The sequence below is a fragment of the [Scytonema hofmanni] UTEX 2349 genome (assembly GCF_000582685.1).
Classification (GTDB): domain Bacteria; phylum Cyanobacteriota; class Cyanobacteriia; order Cyanobacteriales; family Nostocaceae; genus Hassallia; species Hassallia hofmanni.
In genome coordinates this window covers 75,909-98,613 of sequence record NZ_ALWD01000002.1, presented here as the reverse complement: position 1 = coordinate 98,613, position 22,705 = coordinate 75,909, and the positions used below count along the sequence as shown (strand labels likewise).

Below are 22,705 nucleotides of genomic sequence, written 5' to 3'. Positions count from 1 at the left end.
ATGTTACCTTCTCTTTTAAATGCATTGTCGGCGATTCACCGCTTGCGACAGTGCCAAAGAATTCTTGACACTAACCAAGCGGTTGACTATTTAGAAAACCGTTTCAATAGCTACCGACTGCTGGCGTTATATCAACACTTATTCCCAGATGAATTTAAGAACAGTACAGCTGCACACTACCCCGAAGACCTAAATAACCCTGATAGTCACAGTCCCCTTGAAATCGAGTTTTTATATCTAGTCAGCCAAAACCTATTTCCCATCTGGGAGTTACAAATAGAAAACGCCTATGAAGAACGCTTCTACCAAATTCCACTTATGCCAATGGGCTGCGATTGGATCGGACACGAGGACATTGAATCATTGCGGTCTGGATGGCAAATTCTTCTTCCTTTAAGCACAGAAGGATATTACTGGCTTGAGTCAGTGGAAGGCACTGATTGGTATGAGTGCGAGTTTGGGGTGTCATGGCAGGCGATCGCACACCCCAAAGATATTAACGCCCAATTGTTAAAAAAATTATCTTGTCGTACTGCCAAACCTTTAAAATTCTTACCCTTGGCATTGCAACTTCTTGACTATCAAAGCAATAACATTTGGCTGGATTATTGTGCAACAAATGAACCAGAAGTTTCATTAGTTTGGACAATTGAAAATATCAAATTTTTACAGAGGGAATGGCAAAATGCCAAGGTAATCCTCGACCAAGTTTATAACCTTATCGAATGGCTGGAGCAAGACCTTATAAACCACTTTGAACTGGTTTTGGGAATATGGAACACATCATCACTGCTGAAATAATCAGGGAGCTTTTACAAGACCCTCCCAAAAGCTTATCTGCAATCAAAGCCGAGCTACTAATCCTTGATGGCACTTACATCCTGCATTACCGATCTGGAGAAGAATCACACTATAAATGTCTCTCACCAACTGCACTCCGCATCGCCTTTAGCAATGAACCTATCGACTCTGGTTGGATAGGTGAAGGTGTAGTTCGCACTTGTACTAGCAACTCTGGGGAATGGGTAGTTAAATTCGTCCCGCCACAAAGAACACTACTTGACTGTGACGAACTAGGGCAAGTTCAAATTCCAATGCCTGCAATGATATTTGTCGGCAAAAATTTTACCTACTGGTTATGGGCAACCAAAATTAAGATATTCGACCCTGATGCCAGCCTTTTCCATGCCCCACTGCCAAATGTGTACACGCCGTGGGGAAAAGTTTGCTGGGGTAAAAATCAACCCCCATCTGCTTCTGCCCAATCCATTAATCAAGCTTGGAATCTTTTCATTTCTAGTCCGTTTAATTCCCATTTAAGCAATGGCAAATCGAAGCATCATACAAATGATGTCCGCAATCAACTTTTAGCTTTGCATCAGCAAAAAAACTGCACTTACCCGCTCAAAGACCTTGTGCCTTTAGATAAAAAGGCTACCATTGCAACTTTAGTTTCAGAAATTGCCGATGATTCAGCTAGTTAATTTTGAGGAAATAGTTGACTACAAAATTGTCCGTCAACTCCCTTTACCATCTCATACCAGTTCTCTGTTTGAATATCTTTTTGCTGGGAATGGAGTATTCATTAGAGGCACCCGCCCAGGATTAGAAGTATTGATGCCCGTAGAATACTACAGAGAAAATCTTCGGGGATTACCAATTCTTGAACCTTATTTGCAACTCAAACCAAGTAGGATTCCTAAAACAATATTGCTAGAAATGTGGCGACGCAGTTGCCTCGCTTGTAACGCTCAAGGTGCAGTAGAAATTGCTTTTCACATTCACTATGAACAGAACAGTTGGCGCTTGGAAATACCAGACCAAACTCAGCATAGCGCAAGCTGTCAACCAACCAGATTTGACGGTGATTCTTCGTTCCACAACGCGGCTATAGATGTGCATTCTCATCATGCAATGAAAGCCTTCTTCTCAACAACCGATGATGCTGACGAAGGAGGGTTCCGCATCTATGCTGTTTTGGGGCGAGTCAACACCAAAGAACCTGAAATCCGAGTCAGAGTGGGACTTTTCAGAAACTACTGGGATATTCCTGCAAGCGATGTTTTTGAACTACCTGAGTTTATGCATGACATCTCTTGTGACTCAGAAATTGCCTACAAATTTTACTCGAATACTAATTATCCAGAATTGGAGAATTCTTTGGATGAAGATGAACCTAAACTATGATTTTTTTAACGCATCAAAGCTAATTCTTCTACAACACTCCCGCATTGAATTTTGGGTCGTTGGAATGGGAGGGACTGGGAGTTGGCTTGCTACCAGTGTTGTTCGACTTGCTTGTAGCTTAAGCAATACGGGTAAAGAGGTGCAAGTCACTTTCGTAGATCATGATGTTGTCGAAGAAGCTAATGTACTAAGGCAGTGCTTCTGCTATAAAGAAATCGGCTTGCTCAAAGCCCAAACATTAGCTCTAAGATATTCAATTGCCTGGGGGATGGAAATTAAAGCAATAACCAAACGCTTTCACCCAAAAATGGTACAAGCAGGGTACAAAACACTGTCAATTATTATTGGGTGCGTAGATAATGCTTCGGCGCGAAAGTCACTTTCACAAGTGCTGAAACATAACGATTACAATTCTAATCAGGCTCCTTCAATCTGGTATTTAGACTGTGGAAATAGTAAGAGTAGCGGACAAGTTTTATTAGGTTCAAATCTATCTAATGCCCCGCAAGACTACAGCTTTGGACCCCTTGGCTGTAGCCAAATACCCTCGCCAACAATCCAACATCCAGAACTTTTGGTTCCACTACCAGAGGAATTGGAAGACAACAATTTATCATGCGAACAAATGGTGCTGCTCAATACTCAAAGCTTGAGCATCAACCAACAAGTAGCAGCAGTTGCCACTGATTATTTAGTTCAACTAACAACGGGGGAATTAAAACGCTTCGCCACTTACTTTGATTCGGCAAGTACCAGTATGCGATCGCTCTACCTCACCGAAGAGTCTGTCTTCAAAGCTATTCAAACACTATGAGTTGACCTTTCCTAAACGGGGCTAGCCGCTACCATATCAACCAGTGGTTGGTAAATTGAACTGGAGAAAGGACGAAAGTTTTCTGGCAAACAGGCACTCAGGTGACAAAGTAACCGAAACTGGAGGGGTGTGGGGGGTGGATTGACGCGCTCAACGGCAACTTGCACGCAGTTTAGTAAAGAGCGCAGCATCTCAAAGCTATCATCTAAAAGATATTGAGGACCGTAGCCCACAATGTAACGGTCTTCAGTACACAAAATCAAACCACGTTCTTCATCAGAATATGTGTCGCGAACAAGATGCAACAGTTCGCCCGTCTGTAAGCGGCTGATCCGATTAATAGTTTCGGGCGGTAGATAGCGTAGACCGTGAACAAAAAAGTGAATGTGGTAAACTCCATTCCCATCCTGCTCACTTGCAGGCAAGACAAAAAACGTATCGGTAGCCCGTTGTCCCCCACTGCGAGCAAGCAAAACGATTGGGTCATCTTCGTGGGTGGAGAGGTTTAACCACTGTACGAAATCGGCGTAGTCCGGTCTGCTTCGACGTAGAAGGCGGTTAGCGAATAATGGAAACAATTCTGGCGAAAAGTACACCAAGTCTAAGTCTGGGAAAGACGGCAATGGCTGAAAGGCGCACTGTTGCTGCGCCACTTGGACTCCTTGAGTGTAAACAAATTGATAGGTGGTTCCATCACTAGATAAGCGACCGATGGGAAACCAAGCGCGACTAACTGGGTCTTGCCAAGCTAGAAAGAGCATTTTCACATAAACCTCCTGGGAGCTTGGAAGCCCTGTGGCTTTAGCCCAGGGAGGAAAAACGACTCAGGCAGATTTATCTGCCATCTAAATATCTTAAAATGCATACGAGTAACCATCCTTTTTATGGGTAGTTGAACAATATTTATGGCTAATTCCTGACACTCTCCCAGCCTTGGTGGCGATATCAAAGCTACCTGTTGCACGACATAAAACACGTCCAATATATTCGCCAGTTTTCTTGCCATTGGTAACAACCGCTTTGATAATGTCCCCGGTTTGAAAACAAAAATGGATTTGTTTATTTGAACGATGGCGACTCGGAAAACCAAATTTATCAGTTCCGCACATCTGTCTAGTGCCATGACCATTTGCAGTAATCAATAATGGTTTACAACCTTTGATATTAAGAATTGGAGTTGATTCCCCAACACAAGCGGCATCCATCCAGTGAGTCTTTTCTAGGTTTTGTTGACTACGATTAAACTTTGTTAGACCTCCTGAGCCTGTTTCTACTGGCAACCCTATAGCTTTTAAAACCTCTAATAATGCAAACCGAGTTGTGTTTACAGCGGCTGCATCTGCCAATGGTCTTTTTGCTTGCTTCAATATTTTCTCTAACCTTGTTGGGTCTTTTTTGAGAAATTCTTTAATATCTTTAGTTCCTTTTTTGGTGTTGCATTTTTCGCAACTTAAGGTCAGGTTCGCAATCGAATTACTACCACCTTTAGCTCTCGGATGAATGTGTTCAACCTGAAAAGTAACGTCTTTTACTCCACAGTAAGCGCATTGTCTATCCCACTTTTCTAATAGATATTCTCTTGTTTCGTAACCAGCTAAAGTCCCTTGTTGGTAATATGAGCCTTGAATATCAGGATTTGCCATTAGTTGCATATCAAAGCGTACAAGTTCTTGGCTAATTGCTTCGATTGCTGCAAATTTACGAAACTTATCAACCCAAGTTTTGATATTATCAATCCGACTTTGCAAGCTTGGAGCCAACCAACCGTCTGGACGAGTTCTATTTAAAAATCTTGGCTGTCTGTAACGAGTTGTTCTAGCACGTCTAGAACGTCTTAGTTGTCTTCTAGAAATTAAAGCATCTCTGATTGCGAAACCTCTATGCTTTAATTCAGCCGCAAAAACAACCTCACCAGTTGAATCGTTAACTAGTGCAATTCCCGTGTGTTTTGCACCAGGGTCAATTTTTAACCTCAGAGGTGAGATGGTAGAATCAGAACGTGATTCTTTGAGGATAATTGTGAATGGGAAACGTCTAAAAACAGCTGCTTTCTTGTTTCGCAATAATTGTCTAGCTTGTGCTGGATGTATTGGGTCTAATGGACGTTTTTCAGTGTCTAATACAAATATTTTGGACATAAGTCCCTCCTTTCGGGTAATGTTAGCTTCGCCAATGTTTTGAAAGCTTGTTAGACCTGCAACACTGTTTCAGTGACCTTAAAACTGTTTAATTGCAGATGACAGAGCAAGAATCTAGCTTCGCAATTCAGGGTGTCGTGACCTTCAAAACGTAGTCAGTTAAGACTTAGGCTGGTAAGCATGGCTTCAACTTATTTGCTGAAGCCCCGTGTCTTTAGACCGGGGTTGCTTACAGTAGTTCCTCCCGCAGTCCAAGCAGTCGGCGTTGATTTATTTCCAGTATATCCTGAGCAAAAGCGATCGCCGTTTCTGAAATCCGGTTCGATGGCACGCGATTAAATAGTGCCAGCGTTTCTGTGGAGGACACACAACTTAAGCACTCCAACCACACTGAAGCTGCATTGGTTGCCTGTTGCGCTGCTTCACGAAACGCATCCAGAGGTCTCAAGGCTTTTTTATCGCCAATTTGAGCATATAGCGCCGATCTGCATTTGTCTACATAGGCTGAGACAGAGCGATTGAGAAGTCGCTCCAGTCGCTTGCTGTCCAGCATTTCCCGACCTAGGCTGGAAGCGTGGTCGTAGGTGGGTGCAAGATGAAACATTCTCTTCTGTGTAGAGGCATCTAAAGATGTTTCTATAAATCCCCAATTTTCGTGATGCCTATCGCTGTTACCAATCCAAGCATCCAACACTAAGTAGCCAACAAAAGTATCTACTGCTGTCTGGATACCTGCTGGTGGTATCCAGTTCAAAGGCAGATTGACTGCATTGTTATTAATGGCTGCCAGCACAACATCAAGGGTGTGTTGCGACACATTAAAAGCTTGGAATCGGGGATACTCCGGCACCATTGGAGCAAGAATCTCATTACCAAGAATGAGTGAGGAACCATTAGGTAGAAATGATGGTGACACCGTACCGCGAGCGTTGTTCCAGGTAGCCAGTTCAATACGGGCATGGGGCACTTTGAGTAACTCACACAACGAAGCCGCTATCTTTTCTGCCCAGTCTTCACCTGTATTAGGTCGAGCTTGCTTATAAAGACAATAGCCTAGTTCCGGGTGGTAAAACCAAAATTTGAATTTGGTTCCCATCGCCTCGGTAGCTTCGGCGGCATCACCGGGTACGACGATAATATCAAACTCGTTAGTCATAATGTCGGTACCGTGCTATGGAAGCAAATCCCCAAGGAAGCCACCGACCGTGACAACTGTCACACTCGGAGGGAATACCATCAAACCCGATCAATATCGTCCGGATAAAGGTTGAGCCGCTCATCCATCTCCAAATTATCCCGCTCAAACCTAACTTTACCAATCCTTGCTCCTATCTTCTCCAGCTCGCCAGGAGAAATTTCTACAACTTCAGCCGGACCTTCATCCTCTAACAGCCCATCGCTCTCCAGTTCCAAGTCCGAAACTTTCAAATAATGTGGTTTTCCACTCTGCCCATTACCAATGTACATAATCGCATTTCCTCAAAATGACTTTTCGGTGAATACTAAGTGCCTTACTTACCTCCAGAATCCTCCTAACGACTAATCACTAACAGACTTATCCTATGTTAAGCCTATAAAACGCATATTTTTATAGTTAACAACAACAATTTAACAATGATACCAACAACAGAAGTCGCTCAAAACATCGGTCTCAAAATTAAAGTTTTCGACGGTTCTTATAACAACGGTAAAGGAAGGTTCCTTTCTGAACCAGAAATTATCAAAAACTCTCTTCTGGAACTCATGTTTGAGCCAGAAGAACTCGAATCTCTCGTACTGGTCAAAATTAACTCGAAAAACCCTGACCCTAAACATCTAAAACCCAAAACCTTCGATGGTGTCAAACGACAACTCACCTTTAGTTCTGGCAATAACTACTACTTTGCAGATGATGAACTACGCGCCAAAATAGGCAAAATCTTCCAAACTGAAGAAGATACTGCCTGTCGCTACGGTTCTCTGTTGGTTAGTAATTGCTTTAAGGGAGCAGAGCAAATTGAAGGTCTACGAATCAAAATTGTGGACTATAACAGCAAAGACCCCAAAGAGAAGGCTGAAGCCGAAAAATATAAAACTGGAGACTGTCATGGACAAGTATCACCCAGCCTTGTTAAACTAATGGGAGGTTTAGCTAACCGACCCTTCCAATTTCGCTTTGCTTGGCTAGAAAATTGGGTAGATAATCCGGAGCAATCCCTAACTAGTTTCCTGGCTAAAGGCACTTTACTACCCAATGCCACTTTAGAAGCAGAGGGGTTTGATATTGTCATGGATCGCTCCTCAATTAAAGGGATTAAGAAAACTCTTTTACCTAATTTAATCCCTTGCGGCGAATATGAGTTTCCTAAAAGTGCTTTGGGCAACCGGGGTAATGCCAAGGTAATCGACTATGACAACAGCTGGCAATTTAGCATCTGGTATAGCGAAGAGGCTCTCAAGAAAGACTTCGTAGAACCAACCCGAAAAGAAGCCGAAAAACTAGCCAAGCTTCAACGCAATCCCCTCGCTCTAGCTAAACACATTGTTGAAGAGTACGACAAGAAACAGCAACGTGCCAAAGAACATGCTGCACTTTCAGTTGATGACTCATTAGAGCGTGAAAATACTGACAAAAACCAAGAGCAACAAGAATTACGGCTCGTTACTCTGCTACGCAACGACAAATTCGGTCTTTTGATCGACAGCCCCTTCGTTGCTGATGCTATGCGACAATACGTTGCCAATCGCTGGTGTGACTTGGCAATCAAGGGAGCTTTCAAATTTAGTTCTGGGATGGCTATGCCATGTACAGATTTGGAAAGAGGAACAATCTGCGTACCTCACCTAAGCGAAGGCGATATTATCACCACTCGCTTTCCCATTGTCTCCAGTGACAACATCAGACGTTATACAAATGTTCACAAACCAGAACTAATGAAATATAAAGGTGTTGTCTTCATGCAGCCAAAAGACGCTGAAGAATACCACCAAGCTGACTTTGACGGCGACCAAATGGTAGTTGCTCCATCTAAAATGCTACCCCACATTGCTGCTGAAACTCTACGCGCCGGAGAACCCAGGCGCTATGCTGAAGTTAAACAGCGCCCTAAAGTTCCCTACACAGCAGTCAAAGATGCTCAGGGTAAGCAAAAATATAAAACTTTGTCAAGCATAGCCGCAGCCAGTTCCCAGAATAAAATTGGTTTAGTCGCCACAACAATTGGAAAAGTCCAATCATCAGTCCCGAATGAAGATGAAAATCCCCGACTGTTTGAGCGCAAGAAAACAAGACTGCTGAACCGCCTATTTATAGCATTACAGCCTGAAGTTGATTACCAAAAAAGTGCAGAACGCTTGGAGGATATCAAGGAAATCGACGGGGAAAACTTGCTACCAGACTCGAAAAAATGGTCGGAAGCTCATCCAAGTTACTTCTTCGACTTCAAAAAAGACAACCGACTTTACAAAACCTTCGCTATGCCTGCTGAGGAACCGAACCCGATTAATGTAATCCCAAGAGAAGCGGTAAATCCCCACTGGGAAGCGACGCGTATTCGACACCGAGAACGCCACGAATTTCGGTATCTATTTCCGAAAAAGACATTCGGTATAGACGAACTAGAATGGGCTGAAGAACTCAAAAAACGATCTAAACAAGACATTGCGGCGATCGCCCAACGAATTGGAGACGACAAGGACGCTTTCAATGAAGAGTTAGGAAAACTCTACGATAGCTACCGTGCCGAAATCGATGAGTTGTTCCCCACAAAAGAAGAACGTTTTCGCGCGGCGGCTGCTACTTGGCATACCCAACATACCAAACTTGACATCGATAGCCACAGAGAGGAATGTCTAAAAATCGCCAAAACCCTCAAAATGACATTTTCCCTTGAACCAGACTACGAGTTACTCCATGAGGCACTCCCGCGAGATATCTATGTCCTGCAAGTACCATTTGGAAAGAAAGTTCAAGAATGGAAAGAATCCCTCGACCAAAAAGGCATCGAATATGAGGCAACAGTTCACCCAGGATTACCGCTAGTTGAGTTTGCCTTAAAAAGCTTGTCACCATTACAAATTGAAAAGCTAGAAGCTAAATACGGCAACAACTACAACGACATTGACTCTCTTCAAATGCCGGACAATGTAATGATTGTCCCACCCGCAGATTGCGCCTGGGTGGAATCGAGAACTGAACCGGGAAAAGCTGCGATCGCTTACCACTTATTCATGGAGGAAATTGTAGAGCAACTACAACAGTTTCAATTTGATGAAATCAAAGTGCTAGGCATAAAATACAACGACTTGAAGAATGAAGACTTTGCTAGTAAAAAATGGAAAAAGCAGAAAGTCACTCTAGAAGTCGGCACTTTTGAGCTGACTGAATCGCACCCAGAATTTTACCGCTACAATGGCATCCCCATTATTCAAATTGATGGTAAAAATCTTGGAACCTTCGCCCCTGATACCCCTAAACTACCTATCGGCACTACATTCCAAGCTTCATTGTCACCGTTGGGTGCTACCGTTGTACTCAATATTGACCCTAATTCCATTCGCTTGCCAGCCGCCCAAAGCGAAACCCAGACAGACACTATCCCCCAGGATAACACGAGCTCAGACTGGCGCAAAGAAATGCAAGACTTGCTCTTTGAAGCCGTCAGTAATACGTACAAACGCAGGCAAGAAAGAGAGCCTGATAATACTGAAACTAAACAGTTCAAAATTGGCAACAGTTGGACTGCTTACGTGCAACCCAATGGTGATTTCTTTGTGCGTTCGGAATCCAAGCGAACTATCTGCAAAGGCAATATTCATACCGGAGAAGAAGTCCTACCCCTCTCAGATGCAGGGGCACTGCAATTGCAAGAGATGATTATTTTGACATCAAAATCAGCCCAACTACAATCTCCTGTCTTAGAAGCAAATTCCAGGGGGTCAGGCAAAAAAAAGGAAATGGAATTAGCGTAGGTATAAGTGTCAAGGTCAATGGCACGTAAGTTTAAGCGATCGTGTAAGAGAGTAAGCTTGTGGTAGAAACCTAAGTTATAAGTATTATTGCTCCGACATGAGCCTCTATCACCATTTACTTTACGGGATGATAAAGCCCCGAATTTGAGTTAAAACGCCACCCCACCGGACTTGGGTCTTTGCGACGACACCACGATTCAAACTCAGCCTGGGTGTTGTTTTCTCGCTCACGAGTTAGGGTTGCGATATCAACTCCCAATCTTTTAGCTAAATTTTCCCCCGTGTAAGGCTGAAGTTCAAGTTGTGGGGGATGATAATTAAAAGCTTGCCTTCTGTAGCCTCCACCTGTATGCGATCGCTGCTGACTAAGGGTTGTTATAACTCCTTCAATTTTTGCCAACTGTAATGCTTGTGCTTCTAGTTTCTGCTCTAACAAACTAAGTCTGTTGTCTACATCAGTGTCTACACGCTTATCTGTACTATTAGCGAGGTGATTTAATTGAGCTTCGAGTTGTTGTAGACGAGTTTCTACACTGTCTTCTATACCCGGAATCTCTCCCAGGATGTGATGCAGCCCCTCGATGACTAAATTGGTAGCGGTGGTGTCTAGCTCGGCAGCTTTGGCTCGAAGTGCGTCAGAATACGGTTTGGGGAGTTTAAAGTTGATGGATTCCCGTTCGATTCGTACCATATCTACACCCCATTATATACGCTCGTGTAGATAGTTTACAACGAGGATGAGTATTAATATTTAGTTCAAAATGAGCCGAAATCATCCTATAAATCAGTAATGCCCGTTTTTGTTACTCAAAATCCGCGTATTGAGGAGGGCTAGCTCCAACCACAAGAGTGATTCTGGGATACTTGCTCCCTGGAGTCTTGTCTGCGATGTTGGTTACATTAATCTGATGCCACCAATCATCACCAAAATCGAACCAGTAACCAAAAGCATCATCAATCGATAAACCCAGAGAAGCAATTGGGGTGCTAGACACATCGCCTGTAGGCGCTTCTGCAAAATCGTAACCTGAAAATGCTTGTTTCAAGCCATACCTTCTAGCATTTGGGTCTTGTGGTCCACAGCCTCCCACTTGAAATTCGTACATATGCTCTTCTTGGCGATCAAATGCCTTGAAGATAATTTTATGGAGGTCTTCCAGGGTATTGCTGCCTTTAATCTCAATGGTTCGGGATATCACTGGATTTTTGGCGATAAATTTCTCTGTTATTGGACCGTCAATTATAAAAACATCTAGCACATATAGGGCATCGGGAGAAGAGTTAACTGGTTTGCACATGATGGATGATGCTTGTTCAAGGTCGATATCTTCCGGTTTGCCATCAGCCGGAATATAAGGAATAAAACCCCGTGCGTATGCTTCTTCCTGTATTTCTCGGCGAACAGTTCTGGCATCCAGGATAAATCCATCCACAGAAATCATCCAAGCCATCGGGTTTTTATCTAACTTACTCGGCAGACACCAATTAGGGTCCATCTGCCGCATATCCAGGATATCTCGTACCTGTTTTGATTTTGACTGCCCGGTGCTGGGACTTACACCAAACCAATCGTAGATTTCCTTGGCACTAACATGGGGTTTTTGTGAAGGGTCAAAGAGAAAATTGACCATACCAATAGCATGGGTAATGCCACAAGCCCAAGTTTTCTCCTTACCGCTTGCCAGGGGAGATGGTCTCTTCCGACACAGAGCTGCTGTTGCAAAACGAATCAACTGGGCATATTCCGAGTTCAAATGAAGTTTTGCAAAATCATCCGAAGAAGCCACAATGCCATCGAACTTTTCTTGCATCGCATTGGGAACGTTTTCTGATTTCTTAGTTTTAGCCATACTTATTACTCTGGTTTAGCTCACCTCAGATTTATTTTATTAGTTTTCGACTTTGCCTTTTGACTAAGTGTCACCGACTCGAAAATATGAGCTTTGGAACTAATGCTGCATGAGACTCACCCGCGCAAAAAGCGTTCCTGTCGATTACTCGACAGGAACACAGTTATGTTGTAGCTTACGCGTCTAGTTAATTGAATTCCGAGAAAACATCCTTAGACCAGTAATTCTCAACATGAATGAGGTTCCTGAGATGAAAAAGGCACATTTTCACTTTTAGCGCCCGCACCAATCTGGTACTCCTGATTGGAGCGCGACACATCGGAATGAACAGGTACAGATGCCAGAGAACTTTCCAGTTCGCATACTGTGCTGATGTAGCGTTCCTGAATTTGCAAAGTTCGTAAACACTCGTGAGCGATCGCCTTAATTCGTTCAGGATGTTTATTGCTAGCACAAGCCACCGGCAACCAGTAAGCACGAACAGCTTCTAACACCATTTGGGTTGCTGAGGTACGGCTATCTTTCAGGAAACTGAGCAGCTTACTGTCTGGGGAATCGACAGGAACTCGTATTTTGAGATGAAGTGTAATTTCTTCGTTCATTATTATGCTCCCACCTTTTTACTGTGTTTCTTTCCTACTGACATGGAGGCAGCAGCGATCGCCTTAGTTCTGCTGGCTCCAGTGCTATTTACTACCTTGAAGCTGACATCTTGCATAGTTGCCTTGAAAATTTAGGATTAATAAATCCACTATAAACATCTCACTCCTAGAAACTCACTCAGCCAAAATACGTATTTAAGGCGTAATTTGTTTGAAAATAATTGAACTCTTTAATAAAAAAATTTTGGAAAAAATACTGATGCGTATGCAAGTCGTAATTTAGTCGCATTCTTGTCGTAATTAAATCGAATATAAAATTTCAAAACCTTTACCTGTTAAATCATGTAGCTTTAGACAGAGCAAAATATCCAACCAAAGAAATACCCAAAATTTATACTTTATTTGAGAAATTAGTAATAGCAAAACGTAGTGATAAAAAAAACCAAACAACAATCAATATTGATGTATAGATACAGCTTTAAAATAAATTCACAAAGGCAACGATGTTTATGAATTTTCTAAGATCAATGCCTAATTTAAATCTGGTAGTCATACTCAATCAAGTGGTTTTTTATCGGCGTAATGATACGTCAAAAAAAAGTAAATTTTTGAACTAAATGCCTAAAACTACACTGAGACAAGAGCAATGCTCGTTCCGAGCCGCTTCCCTAACCCAAGACTCTTGCCATCGGACTGAAGTCGTCCGAATGCGGCTCACCCCAATTGAGAAAGAGGACTTAGCAAAGCGAACAGCGCAGTCTGGCGAGAAAAGCTTATCTGATTATCTCCGCAAACGCGCTTTCGAGTTTAGTCCTCGTCCTGTGATGCCAGAAATCAATCAAGAGGTAGCCCGTGAACTACGGCGCATGAGCGCACATCTGCACTCCCTCGCCCTATTCGCCCAAAAAGCCTTAGCAGCTGGACAAATGCCCCAGCAAAACTATGAAATTTTACGGGAGTTCGGCAGGCAGTTAGCAGAATATCACTTGGAGTTGAAGGGCAAGGTTTTTCAACAAAGGATTGAACAGCAGGATGGTTGCTCCCGAAAGGATCTAGGACAGAGTTGCGACTAAACCTGAAATGCCCTCCCGTGCATTAAACAGTCTCAAAAGGAAAAGGGAATTGAAAAAATGGCTTATACAGCTACTTCTAAGAAAAGACAATGGCAAAACCTAACTGATACCAGGAAGCTGCGCCACATCGAAAACACCCTTGACAAAGCAATTGCAGCGATGCAAGAAGAAGGAGATATCGAGTCTCTAGAGGACTTCAAAGATTTTGTCGAGGAATATAGCGAACAGTCGGGAAAAGCTGCGATCGCTGTAGAACTATGCACAGAACCAGGTAGCGACGAAATTAAAGGATTTCGCTTCTACCTCACCAAAGATCCAAGCCAAAGAACCAGCGGTAAGTACCTAATTAAAAACCTGGGAAATGCCACCAGTAAGGATGAAGACTACTTTACTCCATCCAATGTGATGGAAATGCTGGGGATAGAAGCTGAAGATTCAAATAACCTTGACTTGGACGAAGAAGATGAAGACCTCGACCTAAATAATGACCTAGACGACTTAGAAGAAGATTTATTACATGAGGAGGAAGAAACGACTCCCCGTCGGTCAATCAATAAACAATCCAACAATCGCTCCCAGCCAAAACCTGCTTCAAAAGCAGCAAAGCGCACTGCTAAACCTCAAGTGGCTGAAGCAGGGGAGGACGATGTAAACCCGGAGGAATTGCTTGAAGATGACGAGGTGCATTCTGCAAAACCAAAAAACCAGAACAAACCAGCAGCACGCAGCGTAACTAAACCCCAACGTAAAAACCGGGAAACTGAAGCAGACTCAAACGACCAAAAGTCTATGTCTGCAAAAGACTTGGCAGACAACTTGGCTGAAGAAGCTTCCCGCTTTAGCGCTAACGCTGCTACCAAAGGAGGTGAACTCAACGGTATCAATGAAGTCGGGTTAGCTGGTCAGCTGACAAGCTTGGGGATTGTGCTAGGAACAAAAAGCATTGCCTGGCTTGATGAGCTTTTAGAGCAGATCAAACAACAAGGGGAAGAAAAACGGCTGGAGGACATCCTTAAAAACCTAGAAGAAAAGGATGCCCGGATTGGCAAACTTTTCAAACGCATTGCTTCATTTGTGGAAAGTACGCCAGAGTCGGAACTGCCAGAAGAATTGGCTCCCTTTGCTGAAATATTTAAGTCAGAAAACCGCCAGTCAGAAACCCTAGCAGACAACCCCATCGCCAGCGCTGCGACTCAAGTAGGAGAGAAAATTGACAAGTTAGGGAGCCAACTTGACCCAGAATACAAGTCTCAACCTCTGCAACTGGATAAAAACGCGCCAATCAGCGAACAACTTGACCAAATTGAAAAATACCTAAACAAACTTTCGCAGAGACTCGACCGACTGGAAGCGATCGTTAATGAGCTTGAAGAAAAGCTCGTTTCAAAAGCTCAAACGCAATCTCGCCCAACTGAAGCTGCTGTTGGTGAAGATGCTGTGCCTGCTGCCAAATTGGAAGTTGAGCGAGCATCATCGCCACCTACAGAACTTAAAGTGTCAAAACAAAAGTCAACTGTTGTAAATAAAAGCACCGATGCTTTGGAAACTGACGATGAAGATTTAGATGAAGAAGAACTACACACGACACAGGAGAAATTTAGCTCTAATGGAAATCGGGAAACCGATGAGCCAGAAGACATTCTCGAACAAATTGTGGTGCAACGCAAAGTCCAACAGCAACGGGAAGCCTGCGCTGAATCCTTGGTGAATTTTGCTGCGGTGACAGCGCAAATAACACAGCAGTCTCCTCAAGAGGGGATTCCTCTGACTGGCGGTAGCACTTTATTTGTTGAGGGTCAAAACGATCAACTTTCTTTCACCCTTAAAAGCAATAACGGGCAAGAACTCTTCGCAGGCACCAAAAAGGATAAACAGTGGAACGTTCATTCTGACAACCTTAACCCTGATGAAAAGAATCACATACTCAATCTGCCTCAGTCGTCAGAAGACTATGCCATTAAAGCCAGCGCCCAAGCTTTAGTCGAAAAGTTTGAAGAAACCTTCCCCAAACGTTTCAACGGAGAAAAAGAGCCTACCTTCACTTGGAAAGAGAACAAACAGCCCAAGTATGAATTTGAAATTCTGTCTTTAAAGGGATTGAAGGTACTACAAGGATTTGACCCGCGCAAAGGTGATGAACAAGTGTTCGAGGCTGTTTTAGTAGACGGTCAACCGCCGGACATCAGAAAGTGTCGTATCCCCATCGAAGAGATGGAGAGTTTGCTCGGTGAACCGGAGGCAGCTAGATCGCAACCATCCCAGAATGGCAGAGATGTCAAGAAGCTAGAACGACAAGAACAGCAAAAAAAAGACGAAATGCAAGCTTAACAATTCTTAAGGAGTAAAAATGCGTAGTAATTATCAAATCAAACCAACAAGACAAAACCATCGCCATTCCGTCAGCCAGTTTTTACGAAAATTTAAAATCAATCGGACTGACTTGCTTTTTATTGCCCTTTGTGCTGTTGTCAGCGTGTACATGGTCGTTAAAGAACCCGTGTTAATGAGTGTTTTAGGTTGTTCCAGTGTCATGTTTTTTGGGCTGTGGCAGATTACACGAACAGTACCCATTCTGGAAAAACTGATTGGAGCCAAAATTCGGTTTTGGCACGTTGTCACGGCAATCATTGCGGTTACAGCATTGCTCAACACTTTCGAGATGCCTGCTCACGCCATTTTCCTCAGCGGGTTAGAAGCGTTCTTTAAGCAGATAGCAACACAAAGCTCTACCGCAGGAGGAGGTACGGCAATTGACGAAACCACTATTGGATTGATATTTAACGTCATTCGCGGTGTCTTCCTTTTACTGGTTGCAGCAGCTTCACTTTTTGCTTACAACCAGGCGCAACAGGGTAATGATTGGCGACCTATTGTCACTCAAATTGGCTTGGCTTTTGGCATAGTCATTGCCATTGATGTGATTACGTTCTTGTTCATTGGTAATGGTACTGCAACAGCAATCAACACCTTTTTCATACGTAACATCGCCACGATTCTTTTGAACTAAACAGTTAAAGTCACCATGCCACGAGATCCAGAAAAAGACTTTATCCGTGTTAATAAGATTTTAGGCAAACAGGCAAGTGTCGGTCCCATTCCTGCCAACCAAATAGGACCCTGGTGTGCAATTTTCGTCGTTTCCTATATCTTGACAAACGCACTTTTCAGTTTAGGTTTGGGGTGGTTCTTTGCTGTTTCGTTTTGGCTAATCGTCAGCTGGTGGCTTTTAACTGGCAATCAGCCACACCATTTTACAGATAAATTCCGAAAACCACCTGGATATGAATGGTGTAACGGCGACTCTCTCTATATTTCTCCCTTTTCACACTCCGATCGCCAACACACCCTAAAACAGCACAAGAACTCACAACCTTTTCAAGTAAAGCTCAAGCCAAAAATTGTACCAAATCAAAAAGGAGGCAAGAGCAAGTTTATGCCATTTCAAAATGAAACACATATCTGTTGCCTAGTTGAAATCAAAAAAGAAGGTCGAGAAGCTGCCGGAATTCTTCTTAATAATGGTTCACAATACCAATTGATATTTGGTTTTAACACCAAAGGACTTCACAATTTACTTTTTCAAAGTGAGGTTTCGGGATTTGCTGACTCTATTGAAGAAGCGATGAAAGACATCCCAAACGGCGAAAAGATTACTTTTTGTGCAGGTTGCTACAGCGACGACAGCGATCGCCAAAAGGAACTCACTCAACTAGCTGATAATACCCATCTGAAGCCGATTTCTATCTTAGTTCGGAATGAGCAGCGCCGACTTCAACAAATGACCCAAAACGGGACACGGCAAGTCTGGGAACAAATTGCTTTCTGTTCTTGGACAGCTGATGCTCAAGCAGAACAACAATCTAGAGACTTTCTCGGTAAAGTAATTGACGGTGTAAAAAATCTTGCGGACTCGTTACTTGGCTCCATTACTGGTAACACGCGGCTCTATAAAGAACAGTTTTATACAAAGCTGTTCCTCAAAGGATTTGATGAAGGTTTCATCCGCTGGGAATTACTACTAAATACCAAAATGGGTCTGGAAATTACTCCGTGCAATGCAGTAGACCTTTGGGAATGGCTTTGGAAACGGTTTAACAGCGGTGAGGCTCCACCAATTCCACAAATACTAACATTAGAAGAAACATCGTCGGGCTTCAAGCTAACAGAAACCAAAACCACGCAAAAGCATATCTGTACTGTCTTGATTGAGGGAGAAGAAGGTAGATCGTCTTGTCCAGAACATCGCTTAAGTCACAACCGTGTCTATCTCAATGGCAAAGGCAAAGAATGTGGTGTGTTGACTATGTATGAGCCACCAACAGGTTGGATCAATACGAGACAGCAACTAAAGTGGATTTGGGAAGTAATGAGTTCTAGCTACGTTCATGACACCGAAGCATGGATTGAAATTAGCGCCGGAAACAATTTTATCATCAATGACAATCTAGCTCGTCAAGCCAAACAATCTAAAGCGGCAAGTACCAGGGCAATAACCAAGGGACAAGCGCGTGACATCGGAGCAGAAATCAAACAAGAAGAATCCTTCGATGCACAACGCAGACTTTATAAAGGTGCAAAAGCACTTCATTGTGCTGTAGCTTTTCTGGTCTACCGTAATGATTCTCTGGAATTAAACAATGCCTGTAATGTCTTTAGTAATAGCTTTGGAACAGCTAAAGTTATTCGAGAGCGAAATATTGCTTGGGATATTTGGTTGCAGTGTTTGCCGATAACTTGGAATTGGCTGCTACACAGTGGTTCACTTTTTAGCGAACGACGACTCACTTTAGACACAGAAACTGTTGCGGGAATTTTGCCTTTAACCATTCCCAGGGACATAGATAAAAAAGGAGTTGAGTTTATCACAGACCGGGGAAATAAACCGATTTTTATTGACTTATTCCACGACCAAATCAGTCGCGCTTTGATTACTGGAGAATCCGGTTCAGGTAAGAGTGTTTTAGGATGGCGTTTCGCAGTAGAAGCACTCGCCAACAATATCCCGGTTGTGGGGATGGATATCAGCAGCGGTGGGAATAGTACGTTCAAAACAGCTATTGAACTTTTAGGTGAGCAAGGCGCGTACTATGACATTTCGGCAGGTTCAAGCAATCTGGTAGAACCACCCGACCTGCGGAAGTTTGATAAGCCAGAAAGAGAACGGCGAATGGAATCTTGGAAAGAATTTATTCGCAAAGCAATGGTGGCGATCGCACTTGGGAAAGTCCACAATCCGCACTTAGCTCAACGAGTTGATGCGATCGTACTCCAAATGCTGGATATGTTTCTTAGAGATCCAGAGATTATTGCCCGCTATAATCAAGCGTTCGAGAAAGGTTGGCAGTCTCGTGAATGGCAGCAAATCCCCACACTTAAAGATTTACTACGTTTTTGCAGTAAAGAAAGACTCAACCTCAAGTCCTTTGAAGAATTGGACAAACAAGCCATCAACCAAATTCTCAGCCAAGGAAATGCTTTATTAGCATCGCGTTTGGGGAAAGCGATCGGCAGACCAAGCACTTTCTCACCTGAGCCAGCAGTTAAATTCTTTGCCCTCAGTGGACTGTCAAATGAACAAGATGCTTACTTGATGGCAATTAACGCTCACACTGCTTGCATCCGAAATGCACTTTCACATCCGAGAAGCCTGTTTATTGGGGATGAACTTTCAGTTTTGCTGCGTCGTGACGGTTTCGCCCAAATCGTGGGAGAACTCTGTGCAACTGGGAGAAAAGATGGAATTTCTGTCTTGTTGCTAAGTCAAGACCCCGACACTATCTGCCAGTGTGCTACAGGTTCTCAGATTATGCAAAACATGGTCTACAGAATCACCGGGCGCATCACTGCTAACGGCGTAGCATCTTTCCAACGTCACTTGGGTTACGACCCCAACATTATCAGTCGAAATGCCACTGAAGCCTTTTTGCCCAGGGCTGCTGACCTCTACTCCTGCTGGCTGATTGAAAGAGGTGGACGCTTCTGGCGAACCAGATTTTACCCTGGCGAGATGATGTTGGCTTCGATTGCCAACAACCAAAACGAACGCGAAGCGCGCGATCGCATTATGGCAAAATACCCGCCTACTCTCAAAGGTCAACTTCAAGGATTAAAACATTTCACCCAAGAATACATCCTGGCGGTGAAGGAGGGCAAAGGGTTCTCACATATTGGTCGAGAGTCAAATTCAAATGAACCCAAACCTTTAAAAACGCAAACAAACGACCCACTTGTTGCACGTTAAAAAATTACAACCATGAAATTTATCAAATCCTCAAAAGTGCTTTTGTTAGCTATTATTATTGCACTAAGCAGTGCAATAATAAATACCACTCGTGCTGCTGCTTTGACCCAAGACCCTGCAAATGTAACTACCCAAGCTGGACAATCAACAAACACACCAACGAGTACAGAAATTGCACAAATGGGAACAAAAGCTGCTAGCCAAACAACAGGAAGTAGTTTCTTTGCCCCAATTGAAAATGTTGTGCAGTCAGTCAATAATTTCATTGACGATGTAACTGGATTTGTTCAAAACGATGTGTTTGGTTCTCTCAACAATCTTCTTTCTTCAACTCTAGGTGCTGTTAAAGTGCCAGTTTTAAATCAGGTGAGCGATAACATTATGAAATCCTCAACTGCTAACAACGAAGGCACAAAACTTTCAGAAACACTAGAAAACAAAATTGGTGGCGAAGGTTCATATGCCATTAAAGATGACTTCAACAAGCAAGCTGAACGAGCAACTGCTATTGGTGTTGCCAATGGCGCAACTCTTAGCACCCAAGCCCAGGAACGAAGCGCCCAACAACTATTAGCAGCGCAAACCGCAACTCATAATAGCAACCAGCTGAGTGAAGACTCGAAAAATCAAGACGTTACTCAACGGATCATGCAAAATATCAGTCAGCAAACCGCCCTCAACGCTCAAACTAACGAAATGCTAATCCAGGAAGCTCAACAAGCCCGGACTGACCGAGCAGTCAATAACGTATTAACTGCACAAGCTGCTAAGGAAATTGCGGCAATTAACACTAGCTCTAGACGCGCAGATGCCGCCTCTGGCAATGCTGCAAGTCAACAAGCGGGAATGTTAATGCTTCCCGGCGGTGGCACGATTGGTGCTGACGATGCTGACCAATAATAATCCAATATTGGGTTTTTTCTCTGTTTATTAAAAAATCTAGGGGAAGTCCATTCCTTCCCCTATTCTTGAAATCCCGAATGTAAGTTTTAAAGCAATGTTGCACTTCTTAGCACAAACATTTACCTATCCTCAAACGGGCGGAGAAGCGGATGCATTTGAGATAGTTTCTAGCTCAATTGACTTAGCTCGGAGTACTTCCGAAGCCTGGAATGGTCTTTGGATAAATATACTTCAACCGTTGGACTCTGGCTTGTGGATTGGTTTAGTCCGGCTTGGTCTAACTTTAGCAGCGGGCAGCATTGTCTTCTTGACTTTAACTTCGGGTCGGGAAATCGTCGAAAAGCAATCATGGTCAGAGTTAATGGCAATGTTTATTTGGCCAATTGTGATTACTTTATTTCTGGGTGGTAACGGGAATTTATTATCACAAACTGTTACCTTTGCCAGAAACTTTGGATACCAGCAAGTACAGAAAGTTCTTCAAGCACAATTAGGAGAACTTACTTTTAAGAATGCGATCGCCAAGGTCACAATTAGCAACATCGCCAAACAACAAATAGAAAACGTCTACAGCGAATGTAGAGGAAAAGTTGGACAAGAATTAATTGAATGCTGGGAGTCCAAACAGGCACAAGTTCAACAGATTGTTAAACGGGCTGAAGAACAAAGCAAAGGACCACTCGAACCTCTACGACAGTTTGCAGATTTTTTAGTGGATCGTTCAATAATAGGTACTGCTAGAGATGCAGTGAGACTGACAACAGACCCCGGAGGAGTTTTTAGAGAAACAGCTATACCAATCATCCGCTTTATTCTTTACAGTTTGCAGTGGGCTTTTGTCAACATTCTCGAAGCGGCACTACTGCTAACAGCATTATTTTCCCCAATAGCAATGGGCATGTCACTACTTCCCCTCCAAGGTCGTCCAATCTGGGCTTGGACAACTGGCTTTTTAAGCTTATTTGGTATTCAGTTAGGCTACAACATCATCGTTGGTTTAGCCGCTGTTGTCCTTGTTAATTCTGGTGCAGAACTTGCTTCTGATGTAGCCTTTTTATTCTTCCTCAGCATTTTCGCACCCATTCTGGCTGTTTTAATTGCTGGTGGTGGTGGGATTGCTCTCTACAACGGAATCTCTTCAAATGTTAAGCAGCTAATTGATGTTTTTAGCAACGCTATCGGCTCATTTACAACTCTAGTTGTTAAGAGTGGACAATAATTAATGCGATGAAAATAAAACGATTTCAGACTCCACTTCTACCTGCTTCAAAAAATTTGCTGGCATTATGTTTTGTAGCATTGACAGGATTTAATGCCCTAATTTTCGTCTTTATTTTGTTTGTTTCTTTCCGAATTAACATTCTCGCTGCGAGGAAAACAACCTTTGTGCAGTTAGTAAATGGTGAAACCTTGGTTGTTTCTGAAAGAGACCGCTACTGGCGTTATCCATCTGTTATCCAAAATACAGTTAGAACCTGGACTGAACTAACATTTAACTGGGATAACAAAATTCCTGGCACTAACGAGACTGATACTGGTGTGCGTGTAGGAAAAGGTGGAAAAAGAATACCTACCAGTACTTATTTTGCCTCCTTACTACTTGAAGGGGAGTTTGCGAAAGCAGCACTTTCAGAAATTGCTGAATTAGTCCCTTCTAGTGTTTTCTCCGGTAAACTACGCTCCACAGTAATCATTTCTTACCTCTCAGAACCGCGAGAAATTCGGCAAGGAGAATGGGAAGTTGACATGATAGCAACACGACTTCTGGTTGACCGCACTTTAGGAACTGACGAAAGAATTCCCTTTAACCGAACGCTACGACTAAAAGCTGTTGAAATTCAAAAACCTCCTTTAGGACAGAACGCTTCAGCCTTTGAGCAAAAAGTTTATGAAATTCGCTCCGCAGGGCTAGAAATCACCAGAATAACTGAGTTCATTCCCAAATAA

Annotated in this window: 19 protein-coding genes; 12 read left to right on the top strand and 7 right to left on the bottom strand. The window is 43.2% G+C overall.

All coding sequences use genetic code 11. The annotated features are described in order from the left end of the window. From TOL9009_RS0100595 to TOL9009_RS0100580, 4 genes are read left to right on the top strand one after another with little or no spacing between them, the layout of a single operon-like run. Positions 1 to 801: a hypothetical protein gene (locus TOL9009_RS0100595; RefSeq protein ID WP_029630461.1), complete on the top strand. Its 801-nt coding sequence runs from the start codon at positions 1 to 3 to the stop codon at positions 799 to 801. Then, positions 774 to 1,484: a hypothetical protein gene (locus TOL9009_RS0100590; protein WP_029630460.1), complete on the top strand. Its 711-nt coding sequence runs from the start codon at positions 774 to 776 to the stop codon at positions 1,482 to 1,484. Before TOL9009_RS0100595 ends, TOL9009_RS0100590 begins: the two co-directional genes overlap by 28 nt. Further along, complete coding sequence (locus tag TOL9009_RS0100585; protein WP_029630459.1) at positions 1,468 to 2,187, top strand: Mov34/MPN/PAD-1 family protein; 720 nt, start codon at positions 1,468 to 1,470, stop codon at positions 2,185 to 2,187. Before TOL9009_RS0100590 ends, TOL9009_RS0100585 begins: the two co-directional genes overlap by 17 nt. Then, the gene (locus TOL9009_RS0100580; RefSeq protein WP_029630457.1) at positions 2,171 to 3,001 is read left to right on the top strand and encodes a ThiF family adenylyltransferase; all 831 of its coding nucleotides are present in this window, start codon (positions 2,171 to 2,173) and stop codon (positions 2,999 to 3,001) included. Before TOL9009_RS0100585 ends, TOL9009_RS0100580 begins: the two co-directional genes overlap by 17 nt. An 11-nt stretch (positions 3,002 to 3,012) precedes the next feature. Here TOL9009_RS0100580 and TOL9009_RS0100575 read toward each other — a convergent pair whose 3' ends face one another. The 4 genes from TOL9009_RS0100575 to TOL9009_RS0100560 all read right to left on the bottom strand — a co-directional run bounded on the left by TOL9009_RS0100575 (position 3,013) and on the right by TOL9009_RS0100560 (position 6,606). After that, entirely contained in the window at positions 3,013 to 3,762 is a 750-nt protein-coding gene (locus TOL9009_RS0100575; RefSeq protein WP_038295540.1) for a hypothetical protein, read from the bottom strand. A gap of 93 nt (positions 3,763 to 3,855) precedes the next feature. Then, positions 3,856 to 5,139 (bottom strand): RNA-guided endonuclease IscB, encoded by a 1,284-nt coding sequence (gene iscB, locus TOL9009_RS0100570; RefSeq protein ID WP_029630454.1) that lies wholly within the window; start codon positions 5,137 to 5,139, stop codon positions 3,856 to 3,858. Positions 5,140 to 5,368: 229 nt separating this feature from the next. After that, positions 5,369 to 6,295, bottom strand: coding sequence for a HipA domain-containing protein (locus tag TOL9009_RS0100565; protein WP_029630452.1), 927 nt, complete (start codon positions 6,293 to 6,295; stop codon positions 5,369 to 5,371). A gap of 80 nt (positions 6,296 to 6,375) precedes the next feature. Next, on the bottom strand, positions 6,376 to 6,606 hold the full coding sequence (locus tag TOL9009_RS0100560; protein ID WP_029630450.1) for a hypothetical protein: 231 nt from the start codon (positions 6,604 to 6,606) through the stop codon (positions 6,376 to 6,378). Between the two features lie 147 nt (positions 6,607 to 6,753). Here TOL9009_RS0100560 and TOL9009_RS37240 point away from each other — a divergent pair, with 147 nt between their 5' ends. Then, positions 6,754 to 10,089, top strand: coding sequence for a hypothetical protein (locus TOL9009_RS37240; protein WP_051502715.1), 3,336 nt, complete (start codon positions 6,754 to 6,756; stop codon positions 10,087 to 10,089). A 115-nt stretch (positions 10,090 to 10,204) separates the two neighbouring features. Here TOL9009_RS37240 and TOL9009_RS0100550 read toward each other — a convergent pair whose 3' ends face one another. The 3 genes from TOL9009_RS0100550 to TOL9009_RS0100540 all read right to left on the bottom strand — a co-directional run bounded on the left by TOL9009_RS0100550 (position 10,205) and on the right by TOL9009_RS0100540 (position 12,541). Next, positions 10,205 to 10,780 (bottom strand): hypothetical protein, encoded by a 576-nt coding sequence (locus TOL9009_RS0100550; protein ID WP_029630448.1) that lies wholly within the window; start codon positions 10,778 to 10,780, stop codon positions 10,205 to 10,207. A gap of 112 nt (positions 10,781 to 10,892) precedes the next feature. After that, complete coding sequence (locus TOL9009_RS0100545) at positions 10,893 to 11,939, bottom strand: plasmid pRiA4b ORF-3 family protein (protein WP_029630446.1); 1,047 nt, start codon at positions 11,937 to 11,939, stop codon at positions 10,893 to 10,895. A gap of 227 nt (positions 11,940 to 12,166) precedes the next feature. After that, positions 12,167 to 12,541, bottom strand: a complete 375-nt coding sequence (locus TOL9009_RS0100540; RefSeq protein ID WP_029630444.1) for a hypothetical protein — start codon at positions 12,539 to 12,541, stop codon at positions 12,167 to 12,169. Positions 12,542 to 13,158: 617 nt separating this feature from the next. Between TOL9009_RS0100540 and TOL9009_RS37235 the strand changes: the two genes are divergently transcribed. From TOL9009_RS37235 to TOL9009_RS0100505, 7 genes are all read left to right on the top strand, one after another. After that, positions 13,159 to 13,614 carry a plasmid mobilization protein gene (locus TOL9009_RS37235; protein WP_186227439.1) on the top strand — a complete coding sequence of 152 codons (456 nt, stop codon included), beginning with the start codon at positions 13,159 to 13,161 and terminating at the stop codon, positions 13,612 to 13,614. A 57-nt stretch (positions 13,615 to 13,671) separates the two neighbouring features. Further along, positions 13,672 to 15,942 (top strand): V-type ATP synthase subunit I domain-containing protein, encoded by a 2,271-nt coding sequence (locus TOL9009_RS0100530; RefSeq protein WP_029630441.1) that lies wholly within the window; start codon positions 13,672 to 13,674, stop codon positions 15,940 to 15,942. 19 nt (positions 15,943 to 15,961) lie between these two features. Beyond that, positions 15,962 to 16,621 carry a hypothetical protein gene (locus TOL9009_RS37230; RefSeq protein WP_051502714.1) on the top strand — a complete coding sequence of 220 codons (660 nt, stop codon included), beginning with the start codon at positions 15,962 to 15,964 and terminating at the stop codon, positions 16,619 to 16,621. A gap of 15 nt (positions 16,622 to 16,636) precedes the next feature. Then, positions 16,637 to 19,855, top strand: coding sequence for an ATP-binding protein (locus TOL9009_RS0100520; RefSeq protein WP_029630440.1), 3,219 nt, complete (start codon positions 16,637 to 16,639; stop codon positions 19,853 to 19,855). Between the two features lie 12 nt (positions 19,856 to 19,867). Further along, complete coding sequence (locus TOL9009_RS0100515; protein ID WP_051502713.1) at positions 19,868 to 20,755, top strand: hypothetical protein; 888 nt, start codon at positions 19,868 to 19,870, stop codon at positions 20,753 to 20,755. Between the two features lie 97 nt (positions 20,756 to 20,852). Further along, the gene (locus tag TOL9009_RS0100510; RefSeq protein WP_029630436.1) at positions 20,853 to 21,977 is read left to right on the top strand and encodes a hypothetical protein; all 1,125 of its coding nucleotides are present in this window, start codon (positions 20,853 to 20,855) and stop codon (positions 21,975 to 21,977) included. A gap of 8 nt (positions 21,978 to 21,985) precedes the next feature. Then, entirely contained in the window at positions 21,986 to 22,705 is a 720-nt protein-coding gene (locus TOL9009_RS0100505) for a hypothetical protein (RefSeq protein ID WP_029630434.1), read from the top strand.

What these genes read in the sequence shown, in the direction of transcription:
- TOL9009_RS0100595 (WP_029630461.1), top strand. Translation starts at nt 1, where the DNA reads ATGTTACCTTCTCTTTTAAATGCATTGTCGGCGATTCACCGCTTGCGA.
- TOL9009_RS0100590 (WP_029630460.1), top strand. Translation starts at nt 774, where the DNA reads ATGGAACACATCATCACTGCTGAAATAATCAGGGAGCTTTTACAAGAC.
- TOL9009_RS0100585 (WP_029630459.1), top strand. Translation starts at nt 1,468, where the DNA reads ATGATTCAGCTAGTTAATTTTGAGGAAATAGTTGACTACAAAATTGTC.
- TOL9009_RS0100580 (WP_029630457.1), top strand. Translation starts at nt 2,171, where the DNA reads ATGAACCTAAACTATGATTTTTTTAACGCATCAAAGCTAATTCTTCTA.
- TOL9009_RS0100575 (WP_038295540.1), bottom strand. Translation starts at nt 3,762, where the DNA reads ATGCTCTTTCTAGCTTGGCAAGACCCAGTTAGTCGCGCTTGGTTTCCC.
- iscB (WP_029630454.1), bottom strand. Translation starts at nt 5,139, where the DNA reads ATGTCCAAAATATTTGTATTAGACACTGAAAAACGTCCATTAGACCCA.
- TOL9009_RS0100565 (WP_029630452.1), bottom strand. Translation starts at nt 6,295, where the DNA reads ATGACTAACGAGTTTGATATTATCGTCGTACCCGGTGATGCCGCCGAA.
- TOL9009_RS0100560 (WP_029630450.1), bottom strand. Translation starts at nt 6,606, where the DNA reads ATGTACATTGGTAATGGGCAGAGTGGAAAACCACATTATTTGAAAGTT.
- TOL9009_RS37240 (WP_051502715.1), top strand. Translation starts at nt 6,754, where the DNA reads ATGATACCAACAACAGAAGTCGCTCAAAACATCGGTCTCAAAATTAAA.
- TOL9009_RS0100550 (WP_029630448.1), bottom strand. Translation starts at nt 10,780, where the DNA reads ATGGTACGAATCGAACGGGAATCCATCAACTTTAAACTCCCCAAACCG.
- TOL9009_RS0100545 (WP_029630446.1), bottom strand. Translation starts at nt 11,939, where the DNA reads ATGGCTAAAACTAAGAAATCAGAAAACGTTCCCAATGCGATGCAAGAA.
- TOL9009_RS0100540 (WP_029630444.1), bottom strand. Translation starts at nt 12,541, where the DNA reads ATGAACGAAGAAATTACACTTCATCTCAAAATACGAGTTCCTGTCGAT.
- TOL9009_RS37235 (WP_186227439.1), top strand. Translation starts at nt 13,159, where the DNA reads ATGCCTAAAACTACACTGAGACAAGAGCAATGCTCGTTCCGAGCCGCT.
- TOL9009_RS0100530 (WP_029630441.1), top strand. Translation starts at nt 13,672, where the DNA reads ATGGCTTATACAGCTACTTCTAAGAAAAGACAATGGCAAAACCTAACT.
- TOL9009_RS37230 (WP_051502714.1), top strand. Translation starts at nt 15,962, where the DNA reads ATGCGTAGTAATTATCAAATCAAACCAACAAGACAAAACCATCGCCAT.
- TOL9009_RS0100520 (WP_029630440.1), top strand. Translation starts at nt 16,637, where the DNA reads ATGCCACGAGATCCAGAAAAAGACTTTATCCGTGTTAATAAGATTTTA.
- TOL9009_RS0100515 (WP_051502713.1), top strand. Translation starts at nt 19,868, where the DNA reads ATGAAATTTATCAAATCCTCAAAAGTGCTTTTGTTAGCTATTATTATT.
- TOL9009_RS0100510 (WP_029630436.1), top strand. Translation starts at nt 20,853, where the DNA reads ATGTTGCACTTCTTAGCACAAACATTTACCTATCCTCAAACGGGCGGA.
- TOL9009_RS0100505 (WP_029630434.1), top strand. Translation starts at nt 21,986, where the DNA reads ATGAAAATAAAACGATTTCAGACTCCACTTCTACCTGCTTCAAAAAAT.